Raw genomic sequence first — 23,861 nt, forward strand, 5'->3', positions numbered from 1 at the left:
CCTTCGATGAACATCTCGGTGCCGCGGCCAGGAACCTTGACGGTCTTGATGGGAGTCGAACCGACGATACCTAAAACCACATGATGTTTATGGGAGCCAGGGGTTAATCACTTTCAACCCAACGGCCTCAAAAGGGCTTGTGTCGCGAGTTGCGACGGCAAGGCCGTTCGCTAAGGCGGTGGCTGCAATATATCCATCCGCCTTGCCGATCGCCTTCCCGGATACTCGAGCGCGCGCCATCAATTCCGCGTAGAATTGGCTGGCGGCAAGACCGAAAGGCAGGATGCGTTCGGCAAAATGCGGAAGCACTTCGTCCTCCAGGCGATCGCGAAGGATAGTTTGCCGTCTGCCTGAGGGCATAGCAGCGATCCCAAAACGAAGTTCAGCAATTGTTATTGCGGAAACGAAGAGAGTTTCGATGGCTTGGGCGTCCAACCAGGCGACCACTGCTCCATCAGGAACCGGTTTCCACGGCTCCGATATCACGTTGGTGTCCAACAGGATCATTCGAAAGTCATGGGCTCAGCAGGCGCCTTATCGCGATTTTGCTGCAAGGCTTCAACGTCGCTATCGGAGAGCTCAGCGTCACGACCGATGGCCGCAAGTAAAGATCCGAGCTTCACACGTTCAGACGGGCGAACGGCGGCCTCGATAATGTCACGGATTTCGGCCTCTGTGCTTCGGCCATGGTGAGCCGCTCGCACCCGTAGGGCGCGATGTGTTTCATCAGAAAGATTGCGAATGGTGACCGCCGGCATTGATGTCAATCTAGGAAAAACGATGTCGTTGATATCAACATATGCGCAATGATGTCAATTGTCAAGGAAATTGATGCGCGGACGAAATCACATCGAGCGCAGCTGTGAAACGTTACGCCGGCCTCGACGTCTGTGTCAAAGAAACCAGCGTTTGTATTCTCGATGAAACGGACGATCCGTCCGAGAAGAAATAGTGACTCACCCGGAAGATTTGGTCGCCATACCCGAGCCGATCGGCGGCGCACCTCGGAAATAACCCATTTCAGTTGAGCGCCAGGATTGCCGCGTTCAATGCAGAAGCATAGCACAGCCAGACAATATACGGTGCGAAGCACCAGAACGCCCACGCGTCACGAGCCTTGGCCATAAAAAACATAGCAACCACCGACAAGCTCAGGATGGTTATCAGCCCCAGAGAGATAGAATGGGCACCAAAGAAGATCGGGGTCCACGCCCAATTCAGGACCATCTGCAATCCCCAAAGACGGAACGCTGACGAGCTGAAACCTTCGCTCAACGCTACACGCCAGCCCGCTATCGCGATCAGCACATATACGACTGTCCACACTGGACCGAACACCCAGTTTGGAGGGGTGAAGAACGGCTTTACAAGCGACTCGTACCACGGGCCCGGCCTGATGGTTAGTCCGATCGCGAATCCGACACCCACGACGCCGATGACAAAAATCGCCAGAAGAGGCGGCCGAACCCTTATACTGCTCATTCGCCTGAGCCTCCATGCTTTATGTCTTCACGGGTTATGTTCTCGAACAGATAGCCGTGCAAGATCGCGATGATGCATCTAGCCGCACCTCGAGCGGCGGTACATACGGCTGTTGAATGATAGTTGAAAGGACTGAAATGAGGGTCCTCCTCAGTTCAACCGAACACCAAACATCTCTTGCGGGTCCGGGCGTCACCTTTGTTCGTGGTAGGAGATCTTCCGCTCGGTTCAGCTCACTTCAGCCAAGAGCTGCTCGGCCTTTCTAACGTCCGCCGTCTCCAAACCTTCAACGAAGTGATCGGCAACAGGTTGAAGCACTTCCCGAGCGGCGCCGTAATTTCCACTTCTACTCATCATGCTTGCAAAGTCGGTCGCCGCCCTCAGTTCCCAGCCGCGTGCACCCTGACGACGGCTCATGTCGATTGAGCGCTGGAAGCATGTCTGCGCTTCGTCGCGTCGTTCTGGAACGGCTAGAAGTACGTTTCCCTTAACCCGGAGAAGTTCCGGCATGTAGAGGTCATCGCCGTTGATGTTTATATTTCGAATGGTGCGCTCCATCAGTTCCCGGGCTTCGGTCACCCGGCCGACCGCATGCAATCCTCGAATGAGAGAGATATTGAACTCAGTCGTCAGCACTTCGTAACCGATCGATTGAATGGTCGCCAAACCGGCTCGCAACTCCAGGATCCCCGCGTTTGCTGCCCCTCGAAGAATGGCGAGTTCACCGCGGCGAGCCCGCCCCGCCGCGATGAACGGTCCCAGCGAATTGGTCTCGGCCTGATATGCGAGCGCTTCGACGTGCTTCTGAGCGTTCTCCCAATCGCCGTTCCAAATGAAAACAGAGACGGCCCACCCCAAGGCAACTACCAAAGCGGCGGCCCGGTCGGTTCGCACCGCGCTCTCGATAACCTTGTGGGCGCATTCCGCTGCCTGATCGGGAAACCCACGCAGCCAGAGGTTTCTCGCCATCGTCACTTCGCTGGGGAAGTGCAGTTCATGAGACAGATAGATGGTTGTCCGACCTGCTCGCGACCAGTCGACCAGACTCGCCTCAAGCTCGACATGCGCGGCCGCCAAGTCGCCGGCCAGATGGAGCGATCTTCCCAGGATTGATCGCGCTTGTGCCGAGGCAGCGAAATCTCGGATCGTGTCGGCCACGGTCTTGCAGCGGCGTGCGTACACGTAGGCCGTCCTGAAGTCGCCGCTTCGGAAGTAGTAAGTCCGTAACATGCTCAGGAGCCCGACCTGATTGACGACGTCGTCCATCTTCTCGGCGATCTCCAGCCCGCGGCTCAAGGCGATCAGCGCGGCATCGATCTTTCCGTGGAGATGCGTTGCCGCAATGCCGAACACCGCTTGGAGGTGCATCTCATCGACGCCTCCCCGTGTGCTGTCGTCGAGTGCCAGGATGGCACGTTGCGACCAGCGAAAGGCTTCGGGCATCAGCGACATCGCAAGCAAGGCGGGGCAGGCCGCGGCCGCGAGCCTCACGCCGACTTCGATTTCGCCTTTTTCGCCGAAACACCACTCAAGAGCGGCGCGAACGTTATTGAGCGCGGCGAAATAGGACGCGCGTTCGGGACCTGTCTTCCTCGTTGCCCAGTCTCCGGCACTCTGGCCAAGCCAGCGCCCGAAATAGTCGGCGTGTCGAACCGCGAGATTAGTACGTTCGTCAGTCTCCAGCGGGATCGCCAAGGCATAGGCTCGCGTCGTGTCGAGGAGGCGGTAGCGCAACGTCGCCCCGATGGGACGGGTGGCGACCATCGACTTTGCGACAAGGCTGTCGATCGCTCCGAACACGTCGGAACGCGCTAGACCGTCACCCGCCACGACTTCCACCGCGGCGTCGAGGGTGAAATGGCCCGCGAATACCGCAAGGCGTCGAAGCACGGTGCGCTCAAGGGGAGCGAGGAGGTCATAGCTCCAGTCGAGGGTGGCCTGAAGTGTCCTGTGCCTCGGCTGCGCGGTGCGGGCACCCGTCCATTGGAGCGCCAGGTGCTCGTCGAGGAGTTCGGCGGTCTGGCGAAGACCAAAGGCTTCAACTCGCCTTGCGGTCAGTTCTATAGCCAGGGCGACCCCGTCGAGCTTGCGGCAAATGTCCGCAACGATCGGCGCATCCACCTCGTCGATATCGAGATGGGCGTCGTTGGCCACCGCGCGCTCGACGAACAATCGGGTGGCGGGAAATTGCCGGACCGTCTCCGCCGAGGCCATACGATCATCAGGCGGGCAAGCAAGGGGTTCCAGACGGTAGACTCTTTCTCCTTCGACCTGGAGGGCTTCGCGACTGGTCGCGAGGATGCGAACGTAAGGCGCTGCCATGATGAGGGAAGAGGAAAGCCGCGCCACCGCCTCGACGAGGTGTTCGCACGTATCGAGGACTATGAGGGCACGTTTGTCGCGCAGGAACGCGATCAGGCTGGCCTGCGCATCGCCCGCACCGACCTGTAGGCCCAACATGGATGCGATCGCCGTCGTCACAAGGCGAGCATCGCTCAGCATTCCGAGGTCGACGAATAGGACGGCGCCCGCGAACTCATTGTTCAGGCCATGTGCCGCGGCGATGGCGACCGTCGTCTTTCCCATTCCGCCTGCACCGACGATCGTGACCAGACATGATGCTTCGAGCTGTGCGGCGATTTGTACTACGTCCTTATCCCTTCCGATGACCCGGTTCACGGGGCTCGGAAGGTTCGCATGCGGGAAATCGACGGGGACGGGCACAATCGGAAGGCGCGAGTGCGCGGCTCGAGTAATGGCTGCGACGAAACAATATCCGCGCCCCGACAGGGTCTTGATGAACCGAGCGCCGTCCTTGCCGTCGCCCAGTGCCTTGCGAAGGCTGGTTATATGGAACCTGAGGCTTCCCTCCTCGACTACGACATTGGGCCAAACGCGGGAGATCAGGTCCTGCTTGCTTATGACCTCGTTAGGACAGGACGTGAGGGCGATCAAAATGTCATAGGCTCGCCCTCCCAGCTCGACGACGGCCCCCTCCCTGGTCAGAAGACGCTCGTTCGCTCTCAACTGGAATGGACCGAACGATATATCGTCGGTGGCCGGACCGCCCCCTTCTGTCATGGCGCTGACCTTTCATGGTCATCCTCATGATAGCTGAGACGGTCGACCATCGCCACGCATCAGTGCGTGCGAGCACTTCGGCGGCCGCTAACAAAATCTAACAATGCATAACGGGCGGTCTGCGGGGTGCGAGAGTAGTTGTCTGTCAGCACAGAGGTGCAGCCGCTCACCCGCTACTCCCGAGGAGAAAATCATGCCTAAGGTGACATCGGACACAGTCGACGGAAATCGGCGCACGCTCTTGGGCGCGGCCGCAACCGGCATCGCCATCGCAAGCGCCGCAAGTCTGTTCCCGGCGGGACCTGTTGTGGCCGCTTCCGGCGGAGATGCCATCCGTCCGTTCAAAGTCAACATTCCGGAGGCCGACCTGACCGACCTCCGTCGCCGGCTGGCTCACGCTCGGCTTCCGGAGCAGGAGACCGTTTCCGATAAGACGCAGGGCGTCCAGCTTAAGACTATCAAGCAGCTCCTGCGCTACTGGGAGAACGGCTACGACTGGCGCAAGATCGAAGCGCGCATCAATTCGGTGCCGAATTTTGTCACCGAGATCGACGGTCTCGACATCCATTTTATGCATATACGCTCCAAGCACGAAGACGCTCTGCCTCTCATTGTGACGCATGGATGGCCAGGTTCGATCATCGAACAGATGAAGATCATCGGACCCCTCACCGATCCGACCGCACATGGCGGTACTGCTACGGACGCCTTCCACCTCGTGATACCTTCGATGCCGGGTTACGGCTTCTCGGGCAAGCCGACGGAAACGGGTTGGGGTCCCGAGCGGATCGCCAACGCATGGATCGTGCTCATGCAGCGCCTCGGTTACAACCGCTATGCGGCTCAGGGCGGCGACTGGGGCGCCGTCGTCACCGAGATGATCGGCGTGCAGGCGCCGAAGGCGTTGGTCGGCATCCACGTCAATATGCCCGGTGCCATACCGGCAGAAATCGATCAGGCTTCGTTCTCCGGCGCTCCGGCCCCATCCGGTCTCTCCGACGAAGAGAGAAGTTCTTATGACCAGCTCGTCTTCTTCTATAAGCACGTATATTATGCGCTCTGGATGGGCACGAGGCCGCAGACGGCGGCAGCGTTCGCGGATTCCCCCATCGGTCTTGCGACTTTCATGATCGACCACGACGCCCGCAGTCTGGAGCTGATCGCAAGGTCGTTCGACGGAACGCCTGAAGGCCTGACCCCCGACGACGTGCTCGACAATGTCACGCTGTTTTGGTTGACCAACACCGGCGTCTCGGCGGCTCGTCTTTACTGGGAAAACAAGCTGGCCTTCTTCAGCCCCAAGGGGGTGAATGTTCCCGTTGCCGTCAGCGTTTTCCCCGACGAGCTATACCAGACTCCGCGGAGCTGGGCGGAGAAGGCCTATCCCAATCTTATCCACTACAACAAGCTCGCCAAGGGCGGGCACTTCGCCGCCTGGGAACAGCCGATGCTCTTCACCGAAGAACTGCGTGTTGGCCTGAAGACGCTCCGTACGAGTTAGGGTGTTCGAAACCGGCTGAGCTACCACGCGGTCAACGCCGTGACGCCTGGCGCAAGCGCCGACGTCACGCGCAGGCCCCATAAGGAGACGGAAAATGAGTGACAACCATGCAGCAGCAACCAGTACAAGAATGGACATGAAGCTGGAGATCGTCGTGTTGCCGGTTTCCGACGTCGATCGAGCGAAGACGTTCTACGCAAAGCTCGGTTGGCGGCTCGATGCCGATTACGCGTCCGACGTCGGCGATTTCCGGGTGCTGCAATTCACTCCACCTGGCTCTGGTTGCTCGGTGATATTCGGAAAAAACGTGACGTCGGCGGCACCCGGCTCCGCTCAAGGGCTATACCTGATCGTGTCCGACATCGTCGCGGTCCGCGACAAGGTGCTGGCAGAGGGATTGGAGATCAGTGAGGTCTTTCATGATGCTGCCGGTGTCTATGTCGGCGAGGACGAGCACTACCTCTTCGGCAGCCTCAGGGCTGCAGGCAGGGATCCAGATGGTCGCAGCTATCGTTCATTCGCCTCATTCAAGGATCCCGATGGCAATCGCTGGCTGTTCCAGGAAATCACAACGCGTCAGCCAGGGCGGATTGAAGCTGCGGCCACAACCTTCAATTCGGCGGCCGAGCTCGCAGCCACGCTTCGCCGTGCAGGCGCCGCACACGGTCTGCACGAAAAGGCCACCGGAGGCGAATACGACGTCAACTGGCCGGACTGGTATGCCGAATATATCGTGCAGGAGCAGGCCGGAGGCGCGCCTCCATCGTAACTTCACAAATCGTGAAAGGTGAGGTCAGCCTCACGCGGCGCATCGTTCCACGATGGGTCGATGACGCTGACCGACTGGGAATACCGGTGAGCAACACTCAAAGGGTGATCTACACTGCGATGACTGACACGATCGGCGGTCGCGAAAGCGGTGTCGCACGCAGCTCGGATGGGGTCCTCGACATCAGATTTTCCGCGCCTGGCTCGCCTCGAATAGGCACGAACCCTGAGCAGCTTCTTTCAGCCGGGTGGTCGGCGTCCTTCGCGAGCGCGATCGCGCTTGCCGCCTTCAATAGGAATGTAGCTTTTGCAGGCGAAGTCAGCATTCAAGGCGAAGTCGGAATAGAAATTGAACCCGATGGCTACTCCCTGTCCGTCCGGCTGCGCGTCAGGTTGCCGGGCATCGAGAGGGCCATGGCACAGGTTTTGACGGCGGAGGCACGGCGACTTTGCCCGTTCTCAAACACGATTGGTCGCGGTCTGGCTGTGGCGGTCGATCTGGACTGATGCGGTCGCACCCGTCGCGGTTTCGGAATGCCATGACCTAAAGGGGCCGACGACGTAGTGATGGAAAAAGAAGCCCCCGACAGCCTGCCGAAATGACCTCGTCAGCCAGCTTCCAGGACGGAGGCAGCTTGTTGTCGATCCGGGCGATCTTTCGCCATGCCCAGTCCCATTGAGCCCAAGCTTCATCCCAATGAAGCGGATCGAATCCTTCCGAAAGGTCGGCGACCTCGCCAAGCGTGATCTTGTACGCGGCAAGCGTAGCCGGCGGCGTAATGCTCGCGCCCTGTCGGTATTCCTCGAGCGCGGTCTGGGGTGCCCCGGAAAGATAGAGAGCCTCCACACCGGGGCGATTGAAGCGGCCGCCATCAATGGCGGCGCCGGCTCCGCTGATCGGAAGAAATGCCCATTTTGGTGTCAGGTAGCGATGAAAGACCGCGTCCGGGCCAATGCGGGTGATTTTCACCCGCGCGCTCCATTCTCCAGGTCCCGGATATACGCCAACACAGCCTCGATCTCACCATCGGCAACAAGCTCTGCCGCTGTGTGATGACCATAGTCGGCAATCGGTTCGTTTCGGTACCAATAAATTGCCTTCTGAAGATCGCCGCTCAGTTCCGCTGCTGCCGAGATTGCCTTGATCATTTCCCGCATCCTGCCCTGCAGGCGCTCGGAGGACGGATTGCGCAAGGTGTTACGGTGAACGCCGGTCAATTCCGCGAGGTTCGCCACCTTGACGCCTAGCGCCTTCGACAGGCGCGACGGCGAAATATAAGGTGTCCGCGGCTCCTGAAGGCTATCGACAAACCCCGAAACGACTGCGTAAGGATGTGCTGCCTGAGCCTGTGCCATATCCAATCTCCGCTCACTTTCATGCACAATATATGCACATATTTGCGCACATCAAGTTTTTTTACAAGGAGCTTCTCGAACTGCGCTTTCGAGCGCGATCCCCTCGGCATGGCTAGCACCAGCAGCGATTCACTCAACTGCACCGTTTAGTAGTAGCCGGTATAGTCGGGACCAAGATCGAAAGCCCTGGCCAGCTCCTCGAGGACGACGAGAACAATGGAAAGCAACATTTTCGTGCGCTCCGGACTATCAAAGCCGTCGTTGCTGCTTCCCACCGTGAAAGAGATTGTTCCGCACGGTCTGGCAAAGGCCGATGACCTGCCCAAGCTCAGATGTGCCAGCAGGAAACGCGACCGGTCGAAAAGCCAGCGATCCGTCGTCGCCGACGATCTGCTTTCTCGGGTTAGCCGCGATCAAAGCCGCAGCGGCTTCACTGATTTTATACTCACTTTCCCATCGCTTTCGAAATTGTCTCCATCCAGCTTCAGCGGGCTGACCAGGCTCCGTTCTCTTGAGGTAGCCGATGGGAGCGCATATTCGAAACGCGCGAAAAAGTAGAGAAAGTCAAAGGCGAGAGACTCTAGATCCTGACCAACCTCGCTTCTTCGCATATGCCACCGTTCCTAGAGAGCTGTAATGCCGATGCGCAGGCTCGGATAAGACGCGCCACATTAGTAACGCTACTACCGCGATCCCGCGCCTGTCACCGAAGGAAAATTCCATCAATATAGATGTTGCGCGAAATCTTCTTCCGATCTGGGTTCATTCGCACACCGCTGCGAGGATGAGCTCGGAGGAAGTCAATCTCATTTCTCTGTTCCTCAAAGAGAAGCCAAGGTCAAGATATCAACACCTGCGCCGTCCGCGAGATTTGAACCCGCTCCAATGTCGAATGCCTTGAGCGGAACCGAGCGCGGAACTCTGCATCAAAGAGAGCAGCCGCGCCGGATTCCTTAATGAAAATTCCTGGCCTTGACCTTCAGCGTATCGATGTGCAGGTCCGGAATGAAAATATCCCTCGGCTTGACCGCCGGTGCCCGATCCCGCGAATCCGAGCTGCCCGGCGATCCGTGGGCAAACTCGTCGCCCCGGCCCGTCGGCAGCTTGAACTCCCCGTCACGATCGGCCAAGGCGGATAGGTCGCCCGAGAAATCGAAAATTTGCTGGGCGATGAGATGCACGACCTCCCCTTCCCGCTGGATTCGACCGTTGATAGCCATCATGCTCGATCCCAGAACGACGCGCCGGCGTCGCTCGAAGAGCTTTGGCCACACGACAATGTTCGCCGGACCGGTCTCGTCCTCGATCGTCAGAAACATCACACCCTTGGCCGAACCCGGCATCTGACGGACGAGAACCAGGCCGGCGGTCATCAACCAACGGCCATCGCGGCCAGACATGGCTTCACCGCAGGTGACGATGCTTCGTGCAGCAAGGTCCTTGCGTAGGAAGGCGATCGGGTGCTCGCGCAGTGTCAGGCCGGTATGGCTGTAGTCCTGGATGACGTTGTGCCCATCGGTCATCTGCCGGAGTTGGACATCGGGCTCCTGCTGCTCGGCTATCGTCCTAATTTCTCGCTCGGCCGCAGCAACAAAGAGCGGCAGTGGCTCGTCGCGCAAAGCTTTGATCGCCCACAGTGCATCCCGTCGCTGAAGTTCGAGCGATGGCAGAAAGGCATCGGCCTCCGCCAGTTCGACCAACGATGCTGCCGGAACGCTCGCGCGCCGCCACATGTCATCGACGCTGTCGAACGGCTGATCGGCGCGGGCCGCCACGATGCGTGCTGCATCGACTGCGGCCAGGCCACGGACCAGACGCATCCCCAGGCGGACGGCATGGCGGCGCTCGTCACCCACTACCGGCTCGAGCGTGCAGTCCCAGCGAGAGCGGTTGATACAAACCGGCCGGATCTCCACACCGTGGTTGCGGGCGTCGCCGACGATCTGGGCGACAGCATAGAAACCCATCGGTTGGCTGTTGATCAAGGCTGCACAGAACGCGTCGGCGTAATGGCATTTCACATAGCTGGAGGCATAAGCAATGAGTGCGAAGCTCGCAGCGTGGCTTTCCGGAAATCCGTAGGAGCCGAAACCTTCAAGCTGCGAAAAGGTCTTTTCAGCAAACTCCGGCGAATATCCATTCTTCACCATGCCGGAGACCAGCTTGTCCTTGAACTTTGAGACGCCGCCGGTGAACTTGAACGTGGCCATCGATTTGCGAAGCTGATCGGCCTCGCCGCCGGTAAAGCCGGCGCAGACCATCGCCACCTTCATGGCTGACTCCTGGAAGAGAGGCACGCCGAGTGTCTTTCCAAGCACCGCTTCCAGTTCGGGCGTCGGATAGACGACCGGTTCCTTGCCTTCGCGACGGCGCAGGTACGGATGCACCATGTCACCCTGTATTGGTCCAGGCCGGACGATCGCCACCTGGATGACGAGATCGTAGAAGGTCCGCGGCCTCAGCCGCGGCAACATCGCCATCTGAGCCCGGCTTTCGATCTGGAAGGCGCCGAGCGTGTCGGCCTTGCGGATCATCGCATAGGTCGCGGAATCCTCCTGTTCGATGTTTGCGAGATCGATCGTTTCGCCCTTATGCTCCTCAATCAGCTTGAATGCTTTTGCCATGCAGGTCAGCATCCCCAACGCAAGAACATCGACCTTCATGAACTTCAGGGCTTCGACATCATCCTTGTCCCATTCGATCACCTGACGGTCGGCCATTGATGCCGGCTCGATGGGGACGAGATCGTCGAGCCGATCATGCGTCAACACGAATCCACCTGGATGCTGGCCCAGATGCCGCGGGGCCCCCATCAGCTGCTGCGCAAGTTTCAGCGTCAATGCGAGGCGGCGGTCGTCGGGATTGAGGTTGAGTTCCCGCAGGTTCCGATCGCCGACCAGCTCGGCGGACCAGGACCACATGCCCGATGACAGAGCCTTGATCATATCCTCCGGAAGACCGAGTGCCTTGCCGACATCACGGATCGCACCTTTTGCACGATATCGGGTCACGGTCGCGCAGAGTGCCGCCTTCTGATGCGTGTAGGTCTTGTAGATCCACTGAATGACTTCCTCGCGGCGCTCATGCTCGAAGTCGACGTCGATATCCGGCGGCTCGTCGCGCTCCTGGGAAACGAAGCGCTCAAAGAGCAGGTCGTTCGTCTCCGGGTCGATGGAGGTGATGCCGAGAATGTAACAGACGGCCGAGTTTGCGGCAGATCCCCGCCCCTGGCAGAGGATGCCCTGGCTGCGGGCGTATCGGACGATCGAGAACACGGTCAGGAAGTAGGGCGCGTATTTCATGGCCCCGATGAGGTCGAGCTCATGGCGGATGATTTTTAGAACGTTGTCCGGCAGACCTTCCGGATACCGCGCAGGCGCGCATTCCCAGACATAATGCTCGAGAGACGCTTGCGCGTCCTTGCCTGGGACGATGGCTTCTTCGGGGTACTGATAGGTGAGTTGCTCGAGCGAGAACCGACAGCGATCGGCGATTTCCGTCGTCCTGGCCAATGCTTCCGGGTAACGGGGGAACAGCCGCTGCATCTCTTCGGGCGGTTTGAGGAATCGATCCGCATGGCGCTCCCTCTCGAAACCGACGTCATCGATCGTGGTTCTGGTGCGAATACAGGTGACGACGTCCTGCAGCTGACGGCGCGACGGTTCGTGGAAAAGAACGTCATTCGTCACAACGGTCTTCACCTTGAAACGTGTTGCCATGTTCGACAACTCATGCAGCCGCATCTGGTCGTTCGGCCGCCGGCGAAGGGAAAGAGCGAGATAGGCCCGGTCCCCGAACATCTCCGCCATCTTTCTGAGTTGCACCGCGCAGGTCTCGTCGGGCAGATCGGGAACCAGTATGCCGATCAGGCCTTCGGCATAGAGGGCAAGGTCGTCGAGATGCAGGATGCAGTTGGCTTTGCCACCCCTGCCCTTGCCGAGCGTCAGCAAACGGGTCAAGCGCGAATAGGCAGCACGATCGGTCGGATAGACCAGGATCGACATGCCGTCCTGCAAATCGAGACGGCAACCGACCACGAGGCGAACGCCTGTGGCGCGGGACGCCTCGAGAGCCCGGACGATGCCGGCGAGCGAGTTTCTGTCGACGACGCCGAGCGCCTCGATGCCGAGCGCCCTGGCGGTCGCAAACAGCTCATCCGCCGACGATGCCCCGCGCAGGAATGAGAAATGTGTCGTGACCTGGAGCTCGGCATATCTCATGCGAAAATCCCGTGCAGGAACCATTTATGCGAGCCAGTCGCCGCGTCGATGCCATCGCCCGACCTGAAGATCCAGAACCGTTCACCGCCCTCGTCTTCGATCACGAAATAATCGCGCACCGCGTCGAACTCGGAGCCCCTCGTCCACCACTCGCCGAAAATCCGCTCTGGACCGTCGGCGCGTTTCACCCGCCGGCGCTTGCCGCGCCAGGTCATCGACACGGGTGGATGATCCGGCAGGAGCGCGATCACCTCGATGAGCTCCGGGCGGGAGAGGAGGCGAACGGGTCGAGGCCAGTGCAAGGTCCATGACGTACCGGTCTCCTCGGCAACCGCACTCACGCGCTTGACGCTGCGCTCGGGCACGTCGCTCGCCACAGGCGCCAAGCGATAGACACGCTGCCCGCGATTGCCGATCACGTCGATCAGCGGCGCGATATCAACGATCTCCTCCTCGATCAGGGAGGACGCTTTCTGCACTTCAGTGAGCGGTTCGGCGATGACAGCCACCAGCGAGAGCTTCTCGATCCCGAAGCCAGGCTCGATCTTCTCGATCCGGTCTTTGAAGAGCTTCGTCAGCCAGGCCACATTGCGTGCGGGCTTCGCCGTTCCAGCACGGATCGCCTGCATGGTATTGTCGACCTTGTGGACGAGAAGGTCTGCGCGGCGAACGCCGAGGCCCTTCTGCTGGAGCACTTGGCAGAGTTCAACGACAAGCCGCGAGACGTATTTGGCGATGGTCTCGGGCGCGCCGATCGGCTCGGCGAAGGCGCGGCTGACCTCGATGACATCCATTGGACGGATCGGATCGATCGGCTCCGGCAACCGCCCATATATCTGGTCGAGACGACGGCCGATTTCAGGACCGAAGCGAAGGGCAAGCGGCGCGCGCGGTGTGGCCGAAAGCTCGCCGATCGTCTGAAACCCGAGGGTCCGCAGGCCTACGATAGTTTCCGCGGGCAATCGTAATGATGATACCGGCAGCCGCTCGACGAAACGTGACGTCTCGCCCCGCGCAGCGATCACAGTATCGCGCGGGCTCACCCGTGCCAGCGCATGCGCCGCACCCCAGCTGTCGGCAATAGCAACCCGCGCGGTCAACCCCTTAGCACGGAAGCGATTGACGATGCCGGATAGCATCAGGTCCTCGCCGCCCTGGAGATGATCGGCGCCTTCGGTGTCCATGACGATGCCGTCGGGCGCATCCATTGCGACAATCGGCGTGTAGTGCGTCAACGCCCAGAGCGTCAGGCGTTCGAGGGCCGCACCGTCTGCGATCGGATCGGCGTCGACCATCTGTAGGCCCTGCACGATGGCCTGCGCCTTGGCAGCCGGCATGCCAATATGAAGGCCCGCCGATCGGGCTGTTTCATCAGCCGCCGCGATCCAGCGTTTGGAACCACTCTTCGCGACGACGACAAGCGGCCGCTCAGCGGCCAGCATTCCCGCGCCGTCGGCTCGTCTGATCCTGTCGATCGCCAGATCCGGAAGATAAATGGATACGACCCGTGGCATCGCACGCTCCTACGATAAACTCTGCGCACTCACCCGCCTTCACTCTCATCAGTTCTAGGAGCCATCGCGGCCGGCCGACGCCTGGAACCGGCAGTTCTTCCGATGGCAGTACGCTGACGCGCCACCTTGATGTTGACGCCGTCGGCTGGCCGAAATCCGATGCCTCCGTCTGCCGCCGCCATCGCCGCACGACCAGCCCAATCGTTCCGGTCTTCTCAGCCGCAAGCTGAAGCCGGCGCGAGGCGGTCATGGGAAGACGGACGAGTTCACCGACCACGGCGCCCAGGCCACCGTAACCAAGACCTTCCTCCATTGTCGCCAGGACATCTTCTTCCTTATCGGCTTCGGCAAAGACCACGCGATCGGGATGAAGACCCGCCAAAGCCAGCGCCGGGAAAAACAGGTCCGGACGCGTCATGCACCAAAGGATCTGTCCCTTCGTGCGCGCCGCGATCCCCGCCACGCAGAGGGCAGCGGCAGCACCATCGACCGTTCCGGACCCGCCACCGGCGAATTCGTGTAGGGCGCCATAGGCGAGCCCGCCGCCCGGAAGCACCGCGTCTATTTCGGAAACCCCAAAAGCAAGGCAGCCAACCTTCCTCGTCGAACCGCCCTCGAGGGAGGCGATGCGGTCTCGTAGATCGGTAATTACCCGGTTGCGGGCAGCAGTCATCATTCACGCGTCCCTTGAAGGCCGTGTTGGAGTTTCGACTTCATGTCGTTCAAATGCAGATGTTCTGTATCTGTTCCGAAGGACCCGAAGAGTCAAGCAACCGGAGGGATGGGAATATTATCCTGAACATTAGAAATCAGCAGAATACCTATGGGAATCAGCCCAATAGCGGGCGGCGGATTTTTTTCCGAGCGTTTGCGAGCGCTAATCCCTTTGTGTGAATTGCGGGCACAAGTCGGCATCGTCACAGTGTCTTTAAGATTTTTCTGCTGAACTGGGGCGATGAAGAAGCCTCCGAGATCAAAACCCCTCCTTCGCAGCGAGGCCCCGATCCGTTCCCGGCCGCGAGGCAAGCGCAATCCAGCCCAACCGCAGCTGCTGTTCGATCCCATGCCTGAGCGTGTCGAGCCTGCGCTGGCGCAACTCATGTCCCGTCCCCCAAAGGGAAACGAATGGAGCTGGGAGCTGAAATGGGATGGCTATCGGCTCGCTGTTCATATCGAACCGCAGGGGATCCGGATCCTCACGCGTGGCGGCCATGACTGGACGCATCGGTTTCCGGCAATCGCAGAGGCCGCCCGAGCGCTCGGGCCGGCGACGATGATCATCGATGGCGAGGCCGTTGTGCTCGACGCAGAGGGGCAGCCGGATTTCGGGCTGTTGCAGCAATCGCTGGGCGCATCCGGCAAACAAGCTGGTAATCGTGCCTCCAACGCCGTCTTTTACGCTTTCGATCTTATCTACCTTGATGGCCACGATCTGCGTGATGTCGAATACCGGTCGCGCCGACACCTTCTCGAGGACACATTAAACGGCCCAAGGAATGACCAGGTCGGCGCCGTCAGGCTATCGGAAACACTCGACGGCGAACCAAATGTCCTTTTGGAGCATGTCTGCCGCCTCGGCCTGGAAGGCATCGTCGGCAAGCACCTCGATCGGCACTATCGTTCTGGCAGGACCGGGGATTGGGTGAAAGTCAAATGCGTCCAGAGCGAAGCTTTCTTCATTGTTGGCTATGAGAAGTCGGCAGCGTCCCCTACCGGCTTCGGCTCGTTGGTGCTTGCCGCCTACCGCGATGGCGATCTCGTCCACGTCGGAAGCGTCGGCACGGGCTTCAGGCAAGCCGAGATCATCAGGTTGCGGAAGATGCTGGACACGCTGCGATGGAAGCGAAAGCAGCCGCCCCTACCCTATTCCGGAAGTGTCGAAATTGCCTGGGTCGAACCAACCCTGATCGCCGAGATCGAGTTTCGCGCCTGGACGTCGGACGGGAAACTACGTCATCCATCCTACAAAGGCCTGCGAGAACGGCAGGACAATGCCGAGGTCTTCCGGCTCGACTAGCGAAACCGGCGTGATCCGCTAGATTGTCCGCCATTCGAGCTCAAGCGGAGTAGATGGCCTGCAATGTGCAATCTTTATCGCATGGAAGACAAGGATTGGGTTGCCAAGTGGGCCCAGGATGCCGAAAGCCTGATCAACCTGATGCCTGCCTACCAGATGAACCCCGATCAGATGGGGCCGATCGTCCGCAACACCGCCGACGGGAAGAAGCAACTGGTCCATGCGCGCTGGGGATTGCCCTCGCCGCGCTTCGCGCTTGAGAAGGCGGCCAAAGCCAAGGCCGAGAAACTTGCGGCCAAGGGCAAGGCATTCGATCTCGAGGAACTGATCCGCATGGAGGCCGACCGCGGCACGACCAACGTGCGCACGCTGAGTTTTCCGCACTGGAAACGATGGTTTGGCGTCGAAAATCGATGTCTCGTTCCGGTCACCAGTTTCGCGGAACCGGATCCGGCCAGTCAAGAGCAAGGCGGCAACGTACCGAACGCCTGGTTCGCCCGCGACGAAACTAAGCCGCTGATGTTCTTTGCCGGTCTCCATGTGCGGCAATGGCAGAGTGTGCGAAAGGTCAGGGACGGCCTGACCACCGACGACCTCTATGGGTTTTTGACCACGAATCCAAACGACCTAGTGAAGCCGATCCATGAGAAGGCCATGCCGGTCCTGTTGCTGACGAAGGAAGAGACGGACACTTGGATGCGGGCGCCTTGGGAAGAGGCCAAGGAGCTGGCCCGTCCGTTACCGAATGATGCGCTCATCATCTCGTCCCGCGAACCGTACGGATCCACGATTGTGTCCAAATCCGGGGAGTCGGTGGAACAGGGCAGTCTGCTTTGACGCCTGAACTCAGAGTTTGAATGTATCGAAAAACGAAAAAGCCTGCCGCGGGAGGAGGTGCGGCAGGCTTTTGCAAAAAATTGAACAACGGCTGGGAGGAGGAGTGCTGTTGTTCCGCCAAGCGCCCCTGGAGGAGGAACGGGTCGCCTGAATCACGAAGCTCTGCGGGAGGAGGTGCATTGCTTCGTTGATCCAAAAGTATCAGAGGTTGCCCCGACCGCCAGCGCTCATATCACAGTGCAGCTATGCACATGCTGCAATGCAACATCGATCCTGTGCTATTTCGACCATTACTGACGTCTGCCCGGCATTCGCAGAAATCCTGATTTTTGCTACAGGGGCGGCAAGCGTCGTTTGACGGACGTTCCCTTGATGACGGCCGTGCTGGTGACGGCGTGTTCTGAGAGCACTTCGAGGACGTCGTCCATCTGCTCGATCGTATGGACTACCAGACGAGCAAGGAATGGATCATCGCCGGTGATCTTGTCGCATTCGACAAATTCCGGACGCTCCTGAATGAGCCGTTCGACGAGGTGGAGTTTGCCGGGGAGCGGCCGGATGCGCACCATCGCCCTGATCTGGTAGCCGATGGCGCGCGTGTCCACATCGACGGTGAAGCCTCGGATGACGCCGCCGGCTTCAAGCCGGCGAACGCGCTCCGACACGCTCGGTGCCGACATGCCGACAAGGCGGGCAAGCTCGCTCATCGACAAGCGGGCATCGGAATCGAGCGCACCAAGAATCTGGGCGTCCGTCGCGTCCAGCGTTGATTTCGCAACTTGAAGGTTTTGAGGGGCTTTTGCCTTCGACATAACAGGAAAACTACAGGAATTGCTCTGGCAACTCCATATAAATCGGATGGATCGCGTTGCATGATTACTCCCACAGGAGAACATCATGCTGCTCGGCATCATCGCTGGCCTCACCACCTGCGCCCTTTGGGGCCTCACCTTCGTCGCCCCGCGCGCCGTCACGCCGTTCACGGCCTGGGATTTGACGATTGCCCGCTATTGCATCTTCGGCCTAGCCTGCCTGATGCTCATGGCTGATCGACGGTTCCGGCCCATCGGCATTGCTCGCTCGAGACTTCTGATCGGCCTGTTACTCGGCGGCGCAGGGTATGTCGGGTATTTCATCAGCGTGGCCTTTGCCGTCCAGCTCGCCGGTGCTGCCGTGCCGCCTGTCATCATCGGCACCATGCCGGTGTTCCTGGCGATCATCGCCAACATCAGGGACCGCTCCGCACCATGGAAAGCTCTCGCGCTGCCCTTGGCACTGATCGCGATCGGCGTGGCGATCGTGAACGCCGCGACGGTCAGCGCGGCCGACGTTGCGGATACAGAGTCAATTTTGCTCGGCGTTCTCGCTAGCTCAGCGGCGCTGGCGATCTGGATTGCCTACGGGCTAGCGAATGCGGCTGTCATGCGGTCAGCGACCGCGCCGAACGGTCTGCAATGGACAGGACTGCAAGGCATCGGCGCGGCAATCGGAAGCCTTCTCCTGTTGCCCTTGGCCTCGTTCGACCTCGCGGATACGGTTTCCGTTTCAGAAGCCACTCGCTTTGTCGTATGGGCGCTGGTGATGGGACTGGCCGGCTCCTGGTTCGCGACCTGGTGCTGGGCGGTCGCCTCCCGTCGCCTGCCGCTGGCGCTTGCCGCCCAGCTCATCGTTGCCGAAACGGTCTTCGGCCTTGCCTATGGTTTCATGTTCGAGGGCCGGCTTCCATCTCCCACCGAGGCGATCGGAGCGACCATGCAGGTCGCCGGCGTCTGCTCCGCCATCGCAGTTTTCAGCAAGCCGCGTGCGCCGTCCAGTTTGTCGCAAAATTCAGTCGCACAAGTTTGACTTCTGCGACGCTAGCTCGCGACTGGCGGGATGTGCAGCGGCCTTCCAAATTCTCTTGGCTTGGAGACTCGCCTCAGAGCGGGCAGTTATGGGGCGTCGGTGCCTCATACCAGAAGGTGACGCCTCGGATGCTCTTTTGCGACATGAGTCAATATTAGCCGCAACCCGGACCGCCAGGCAAATGGCCTTACCAGCCCTCGCCGCGCTCAATCGCCTCGATGAACTCCTCGAAAGAGCGGCCGAGAACACGCACTTCATTCAGCCAGTTTCCGGCAAAGACGAAGGGGATGGAAATATAGTCGCCCTTGACGAACCCATAGGCGGTCGGGCCGCCATTCGAACCGATCAGCAGCTGGTCGTCGCGGAGTTCGAAGATCTCGTAGCCGTCAGCCCCGGAGAGTTCCGCCGCACTCCACAGGACCAGATAACCTTGGCCGACCTCTCCGTTGAAGCCGTTGGAGGCGGCAAGGAAGGCCTTGATCTCCGCCGGCAGGATAATCTTCAGTTTCGCCTCGCAGGCCGCGATTTCAGCCGGACTTGCGCCCGGCAACTGGCAGCCACCTTCAAATTTCTCCAGCATCAGCAGGCCCATTCGAGCTTCATCTCCTTGAGGTCGATCTGGGCGACACCGTCGCCGAAATTGAAGCCGCCGAAGATCTCCGAGATCTCGATGTAGAAGGGCGAGAAATCGGGATAACCCTGCATCGGAAACATCGTGCCGCCGAGATGGGCGTGCCAGTCTTGAAAGCGCTCCAGCCCCAATGCCTGGCCTTCTTCCGAATAAGCGGCGATATAGCCGCTGAACTCGTTCTCGTGCCTGAATTCGCGTGCTGGCTTTCCGACATTCGGGTCGCCCTCGCGCAAGGTGATCTCGATCGGCCAACCGTAGTCGAGCGCTTCTGTTCCCGGCAGGTTCTTCCAGCCCCTCGCAGGCCGCGCGGCCGCCAGAAGCTGGTTGACGGCAAGTCCGCCGGGCGAAAAGACGCTTTTCGCCTGCTGCTCGGCCACCGTTTTCGGCAGGTTGAATTCGCCGAAATAATCGAGCGGCGATTTCGAGAGCCAGCCGGGAACAGGAGCGCCCTCGATGGCCGGCGGTGCGCCGAGCGGTGCTGCAAACTCCTCTTCCGTCAGCCAGAAGAGAACGTAGTCGTTGTCCATGAATTCCATGTCGAAGCGGCGCGGGTCGGCCCGGCGCGCGCCTTCGGTGTCCACATTTCTGCTTGCCGGCGGCGTTTCCCATTGTTCGTCGACGAAGAGCGAGATCGCCACATACTCATCGCCGAGCGTGCGGTATTGCGGCGGCAGTTTCACCGTGAAGGCGTGGCGAAGCGGCATACCGTTGGTGGTGCTGACCGGCCATCTCCTGGCATCGATGCCCGGCGGGCGGCCGTAGCACCAGCCGCTATTGGGACGGCGGGCGAGATCGACAGGATCGGTCATCGTCAGGTCATAGGCCTCGGTGAGGCTGGCATCGGCATATTTATAGGGCCGCTCCGGATAGACCGCCGTCGGATCCGTCAGACTGATGATCCTGACGACATCCTCCCTGATGCCGACGCCGAGCGTGAGCGTATCCGACAGGTTCGTCTTCAGCATGGTCCAGCCATATTTCTCCCGCTCGTCCGAGATGTGCTCGACACCGGGATAAAGCCGATGCAGCTCTTCGGCCGGCATTCCCATCCTGACGCCATGGATAGGGGGAAGTTCGAAGGGGGCGCGGAAATGAACCTCGCCGAGCCTGCCATCGGCGGTAATGCGCGTGCCGAATTCGTCGATATGCAGATGGCCTTCCGCCTGTAGGCTCGGCTCCTTCCAGCTCGTCCCCAAAGCCGCCTTCAGCTCCTCCACAGATACACCCGGCTGCATCGGAGCCAATCTCGCATTGTCTATCGGCATGCGCATCCTCTCTCGCTGACCGTCCCGCGCAAGAGATAGGACGGGTTGGAGACAGGGCAATGACGTAGCGGGAGGTTGGAGGCTCAGCGTGGCGGGGAAGGCGCCCAGTCGTCCACGGCGAAAGACCCCGCATTCTTACGATTGAGACTGACATGCTACCGAATCCCTCTGGGGCCCCGCGCTGGACGGAAAATCGTCAACGACCTAAGGAACCTCGACAGCCTGGCCGGCAAGGTTGCCTGGTGCAAGAGGGCCATATTATGGCTGGCCGGTGATCCAGGGCGACCAGACGCATGAGGGCATGGAAACGCCCTTTGCTCATTCCGGTCGCGAGACCTGGGCACAATCGGGCGTGGCGTTCGCGGGAAACGAACGACGTCCAGTGAGTCGTAATAGTTTCAACAGCTTAAATCAGGATTGTTCAGTGCGGCATGTGGGCGTTCCGTCTCAATTTAACTGTCAAGAGCTGCTCTAAGGCGCATTCTCGATTAACTGCCAAACGACCAGACAACGTGACAACGCCCCGTCTCCTGTTCGCCTCCGGCTTCATCCCACATATCCGACGCACGGGCGATGTTCGCACCCAGACAGCGAAGGCGATTGGTTCTCGCGGCTAGGATCCTAAATAGGTGTTCTTTTGCTGCTTGCCGGCAGGCCGGCGAGATTCCGACGGCGCCAAAGCGCACCAATTCACCTGTGACTCCCGCTATCTGGCCTTCCTGCTCCATACGTCACTCATGTGTGAGCGATATCGATCAACATAAGAGCCGATGCGAAACGACCCCACGTCTCAAACAAAGCAACAGGAGACAACTCTGGCCGACATTCCTTGCTAAACAGTCATAAAACCTTCATGCGCCATCCACTTGACAAAGATGTATTTCGCTCGTTATGAGCGATATACGTCATCTCTTGAAGAGGAACAAGCCTTTGCTCAACACCGCTGAGGACCGACAGGCAAAAATTGTCGAGCTGTTACGTGAGGAGCTTTTCCTCGACATCCGTTCGCTGACGGAACGCTTTCAAGTCTCGGTCGCAACGGCCCGTAGAGACCTCGGTGAACTCGAAGAGGCCGGGCTTTTGCGCAGGACGCATGGTGGTGCAGTCAGCATCAATCAGGTGGCGCTGGATCCTAGCAATGCGGTTCGTGCCGTGTCCCACCAGGCAGAGAAGGCGGCAATCGCGGCGACAGCCGCGGGCATGATTGCCGATGGAGACGCTGTTCTCCTGGATGCCGGCACGACGGCACTGGAGGTTGCGAAACTGCTGGTGGGGCGCACAGAGCTCACCCTCATATCGAACGGCGCAGACATTATCGCCGAACTGATCCGCGGCGCGGCGAAGAGCGTCTATACGGTCGGAGGAGAGTACGCCGACACGAACCGGTCCTTCCGGGGTCCGCTGGCAGAGCATTTCATCCGGCAATTCAACGTGGACAAACTGATCCTCAACGCCGCTTCGATCGACCTGGATCGCGGGTTGATCTGCACGGGATCGCCTCAGAACGCGAGTGTCGAGCAGGCCATGATCGAGGTGTCGAGGCGGGTCATCGTCGTGGCGGACCACTCGAAGTTCACAAGGTCAAGCCTCTCGGTCGTCGCGAAAATCGAGGACGTAGGCGTGATCATCACGGACGCCGGCGCCAAGAGCATCATCGATAATGTGCACGAGAAACTGCGGAAGAAGTTCGTCATCGCGAACTAGGGTCCGACGTATCCGCTACCCACCAACAGCATTCAAACAAGGCAGGGAGAGAACAATGCTCAGAAGTAATCGCAGAAACTTCATGATCGGCGTGAGTGCAGCGGCAGTGCTGGCATCGACGTCTGGCGTCAAACTAGCATTTGGCCAGGAGCTGCGCGAGCTACGCATCGGGGTGAATGGCCTGCCCGGTTCGCTGGAGCCCGTCAACGCGATCAGCAATACCGGGGTTCGTATTGTTGCCCAGATTTTCGACACCCTTATCGCACGAGATTGGTTCCACAACGGGGCGCCTGGAAACAGCACCGAACTGGTGCCCGCTCTGGCCGAGAGCTGGAAACGCCTTGATGACAAGTCTGTGCGCTTCAATCTGCGCAAGAACGTCAAGTTCCATAATGGTTTGGAGATGACCGCGGACGACGTCGCCTACACGTTCTCATCTGGGCGGTTGTGGGGCGACGAGGCGATCAAGACCATTCCAAACGGCCGCAACTTCTCGCCGGATTGGGACGAACCGGTGGTGGAGGACAAATACACCGTCGTCCTGCGCACCAAGACACCCTCCTATCTGATCGAAAAGATTGTGGCCTCCTGGGTCGGCCGCATCGTTCCCAAAGAATATTACGAGGGACTTGGGGCGGTCGCGTTCGGCAACAAGCCGATTGGCACGGGCCCTTATAAATTCGTCGAGTTCGTCGCGGGCGACCGTGTGGTTCTCGAAGCCAATGATGGGTATTGGGGTGACAAGCCGACTGCATCCAAAATCACGTACCAGGTCGTTGCGGAGCCGGCGACGCGCGTTGCCGGGCTGATCAGCGGCGAATACGATATTGTCACGACGCTGACGCCGGACGACATGGCACTCATCAACGGCTATTCCGATCTGGAAACCCGCGGCACGTTGATCGAAAACTTCCACATGTTCACATTCAATATGAACCAGCCAGTCTTCAAGGCAAAGGCGCTCCGGCGCGCAATGGCGCTTGCCGTCAACCGGCCTGTCATGGTCGAGTCCCTGTGGAAGAATTTGGCCTCGATCCCCAACGGCTTCAACTTCCCCCATTACGGAGCCACCTTCGATCCCAAACGGCGGCCGATGGAACACGATGTCCAGGAGGCCAAGCGCCTCGTGAAGGAAAGCGGCTACGACGGGACGCCAATTCCCTATCGCACAATGGGCAACTACTACGCCAATGCGGTCCCCGCACTGATGATGATGATCGAGATGTGGAAGGAGATTGGCGTCAATGTCGTCCCGGAAATCTACGCTCCCGGGACGACGGCAAAGGACGAGAATGTCTGGATCAGGAACTGGTCGAATGGCCTGTCCTTGACTGACGCCCTGAACACCATCGTCTCCGAGTTTGGACCCCAGGGTGGAGTGCAAAAGCGGTGGGGCTGGAAGGCGCCGGCCGAATTCAACGAACTGGCCGTGAAGGTATCGCAATTGCCTGACGGCGAGGAACGGTTCGACGCCTTCAACCGCATGCGCGATATCTTCGAGGACGAGGCGCCGGCTGTCATTCTTTATCAGCCATTCGATGTCTACGGCGCACGCAAGGATGTGCACTGGAAGCCGGTGAGCTTCGAAACGATGGAATTGCGGGCAAACAACCTCATCTTCGGCTGAGGGTCACCAGGCG

21 protein-coding genes are annotated in these 23,861 nt (G+C 59.7%); 9 read left to right on the forward strand and 12 right to left on the reverse strand.

The annotated features are described in order from the left end of the window. Positions 1-87 precede the first annotated feature (87 nt). From G9X67_RS00275 to G9X67_RS00290, 4 genes are all read right to left on the reverse strand, one after another. Positions 88-507 carry a type II toxin-antitoxin system VapC family toxin gene (locus tag G9X67_RS00275; protein WP_138331080.1) on the reverse strand — a complete coding sequence of 140 codons (420 nt, stop codon included), beginning with the start codon at positions 505-507 and terminating at the stop codon, positions 88-90. Then, positions 504-758: a plasmid stabilization protein gene (locus G9X67_RS00280; RefSeq protein ID WP_171597713.1), complete on the reverse strand. Its 255-nt coding sequence runs from the start codon at positions 756-758 to the stop codon at positions 504-506. Before G9X67_RS00280 ends, G9X67_RS00275 begins: the two co-directional genes overlap by 4 nt. A 262-nt stretch (positions 759-1,020) precedes the next feature. Continuing rightward, the gene (locus tag G9X67_RS00285; protein ID WP_171597714.1) at positions 1,021-1,482 is read right to left on the reverse strand and encodes a TspO/MBR family protein; all 462 of its coding nucleotides are present in this window, start codon (positions 1,480-1,482) and stop codon (positions 1,021-1,023) included. Between the two features lie 228 nt (positions 1,483-1,710). Next, on the reverse strand, positions 1,711-4,563 hold the full coding sequence (locus G9X67_RS00290) for a winged helix-turn-helix domain-containing protein (RefSeq protein WP_171597715.1): 2,853 nt from the start codon (positions 4,561-4,563) through the stop codon (positions 1,711-1,713). Between the two features lie 193 nt (positions 4,564-4,756). Between G9X67_RS00290 and G9X67_RS00295 the strand changes: the two genes are divergently transcribed. From G9X67_RS00295 to G9X67_RS00305, 3 genes are all read left to right on the forward strand, one after another. Next, entirely contained in the window at positions 4,757-6,064 is a 1,308-nt protein-coding gene (locus G9X67_RS00295) for an epoxide hydrolase family protein (RefSeq protein WP_171597716.1), read from the forward strand. Positions 6,065-6,158: 94 nt separating this feature from the next. Continuing rightward, a complete protein-coding gene (locus tag G9X67_RS00300; RefSeq protein ID WP_138331076.1) occupies positions 6,159-6,833 on the forward strand; it encodes a VOC family protein in 675 nt (224 codons plus the stop codon). A 104-nt stretch (positions 6,834-6,937) separates the two neighbouring features. Next, the gene (locus G9X67_RS00305) at positions 6,938-7,339 is read left to right on the forward strand and encodes an Ohr family peroxiredoxin (RefSeq protein ID WP_348649077.1); all 402 of its coding nucleotides are present in this window, start codon (positions 6,938-6,940) and stop codon (positions 7,337-7,339) included. Positions 7,340-7,376: 37 nt separating this feature from the next. Here the strand turns inward: G9X67_RS00305 and G9X67_RS00310 are convergent, their stop codons facing one another. Both G9X67_RS00310 and G9X67_RS00315 read right to left on the reverse strand, forming a co-directional pair. Further along, positions 7,377-7,802 carry an RES domain-containing protein gene (locus tag G9X67_RS00310; RefSeq protein WP_171597717.1) on the reverse strand — a complete coding sequence of 142 codons (426 nt, stop codon included), beginning with the start codon at positions 7,800-7,802 and terminating at the stop codon, positions 7,377-7,379. Beyond that, complete coding sequence (locus G9X67_RS00315) at positions 7,799-8,188, reverse strand: hypothetical protein (RefSeq protein ID WP_077976707.1); 390 nt, start codon at positions 8,186-8,188, stop codon at positions 7,799-7,801. Before G9X67_RS00315 ends, G9X67_RS00310 begins: the two co-directional genes overlap by 4 nt. Before the next feature lie 216 nt (positions 8,189-8,404). Here G9X67_RS00315 and G9X67_RS00320 point away from each other — a divergent pair, with 216 nt between their 5' ends. Beyond that, a complete protein-coding gene (locus tag G9X67_RS00320) occupies positions 8,405-8,746 on the forward strand; it encodes a hypothetical protein (RefSeq protein WP_171597718.1) in 342 nt (113 codons plus the stop codon). A 395-nt stretch (positions 8,747-9,141) separates the two neighbouring features. Here G9X67_RS00320 and G9X67_RS00325 read toward each other — a convergent pair whose 3' ends face one another. Genes G9X67_RS00325 through G9X67_RS00335 form a run of 3 tightly spaced genes read right to left on the reverse strand, consistent with a single transcriptional unit; the run spans position 9,142 to position 14,595 of the window. Further along, positions 9,142-12,408, reverse strand: a complete 3,267-nt coding sequence (locus tag G9X67_RS00325; RefSeq protein WP_171597719.1) for an error-prone DNA polymerase — start codon at positions 12,406-12,408, stop codon at positions 9,142-9,144. Then, positions 12,405-13,922 carry a DNA polymerase Y family protein gene (locus G9X67_RS00330; protein ID WP_171597720.1) on the reverse strand — a complete coding sequence of 506 codons (1,518 nt, stop codon included), beginning with the start codon at positions 13,920-13,922 and terminating at the stop codon, positions 12,405-12,407. The genes G9X67_RS00325 and G9X67_RS00330 overlap by 4 nt, the downstream gene beginning before the upstream one ends. Then, complete coding sequence (locus G9X67_RS00335) at positions 13,837-14,595, reverse strand: ImuA family protein (protein WP_171597721.1); 759 nt, start codon at positions 14,593-14,595, stop codon at positions 13,837-13,839. Before G9X67_RS00335 ends, G9X67_RS00330 begins: the two co-directional genes overlap by 86 nt. A gap of 282 nt (positions 14,596-14,877) precedes the next feature. Between G9X67_RS00335 and ligD the strand changes: the two genes are divergently transcribed. Continuing rightward, on the forward strand, positions 14,878-15,939 hold the full coding sequence (ligD, locus tag G9X67_RS00340; RefSeq protein ID WP_171597722.1) for a non-homologous end-joining DNA ligase: 1,062 nt from the start codon (positions 14,878-14,880) through the stop codon (positions 15,937-15,939). Between the two features lie 63 nt (positions 15,940-16,002). Further along, positions 16,003-16,776, forward strand: a complete 774-nt coding sequence (locus tag G9X67_RS00345) for an SOS response-associated peptidase (RefSeq protein ID WP_171597723.1) — start codon at positions 16,003-16,005, stop codon at positions 16,774-16,776. 332 nt (positions 16,777-17,108) lie between these two features. Here the strand turns inward: G9X67_RS00345 and G9X67_RS00350 are convergent, their stop codons facing one another. Beyond that, a complete protein-coding gene (locus tag G9X67_RS00350) occupies positions 17,109-17,588 on the reverse strand; it encodes an Lrp/AsnC family transcriptional regulator (RefSeq protein ID WP_164047958.1) in 480 nt (159 codons plus the stop codon). Between the two features lie 85 nt (positions 17,589-17,673). On the opposite strand from G9X67_RS00350, the gene G9X67_RS00355 reads away from it, so the two are divergent. After that, a complete protein-coding gene (locus tag G9X67_RS00355; RefSeq protein ID WP_171597724.1) occupies positions 17,674-18,621 on the forward strand; it encodes a DMT family transporter in 948 nt (315 codons plus the stop codon). Positions 18,622-18,808: 187 nt separating this feature from the next. Here G9X67_RS00355 and G9X67_RS00360 read toward each other — a convergent pair whose 3' ends face one another. Continuing rightward, complete coding sequence (locus G9X67_RS00360; RefSeq protein WP_171597725.1) at positions 18,809-19,213, reverse strand: SMI1/KNR4 family protein; 405 nt, start codon at positions 19,211-19,213, stop codon at positions 18,809-18,811. Next, positions 19,201-20,517 (reverse strand): hypothetical protein, encoded by a 1,317-nt coding sequence (locus G9X67_RS00365; RefSeq protein WP_171597726.1) that lies wholly within the window; start codon positions 20,515-20,517, stop codon positions 19,201-19,203. Before G9X67_RS00365 ends, G9X67_RS00360 begins: the two co-directional genes overlap by 13 nt. A 930-nt stretch (positions 20,518-21,447) precedes the next feature. On the opposite strand from G9X67_RS00365, the gene G9X67_RS00370 reads away from it, so the two are divergent. Further along, positions 21,448-22,221, forward strand: a complete 774-nt coding sequence (locus tag G9X67_RS00370) for a DeoR/GlpR family DNA-binding transcription regulator (RefSeq protein WP_246705326.1) — start codon at positions 21,448-21,450, stop codon at positions 22,219-22,221. A 55-nt stretch (positions 22,222-22,276) separates the two neighbouring features. Further along, positions 22,277-23,848 (forward strand): ABC transporter substrate-binding protein, encoded by a 1,572-nt coding sequence (locus G9X67_RS00375; RefSeq protein ID WP_171597728.1) that lies wholly within the window; start codon positions 22,277-22,279, stop codon positions 23,846-23,848. Positions 23,849-23,861 lie beyond the last annotated feature (13 nt).

Source organism: Rhizobium sp. WYCCWR 11152 (assembly GCF_013087615.1).
Lineage (GTDB): Bacteria > Pseudomonadota > Alphaproteobacteria > Rhizobiales > Rhizobiaceae > Rhizobium > Rhizobium indicum.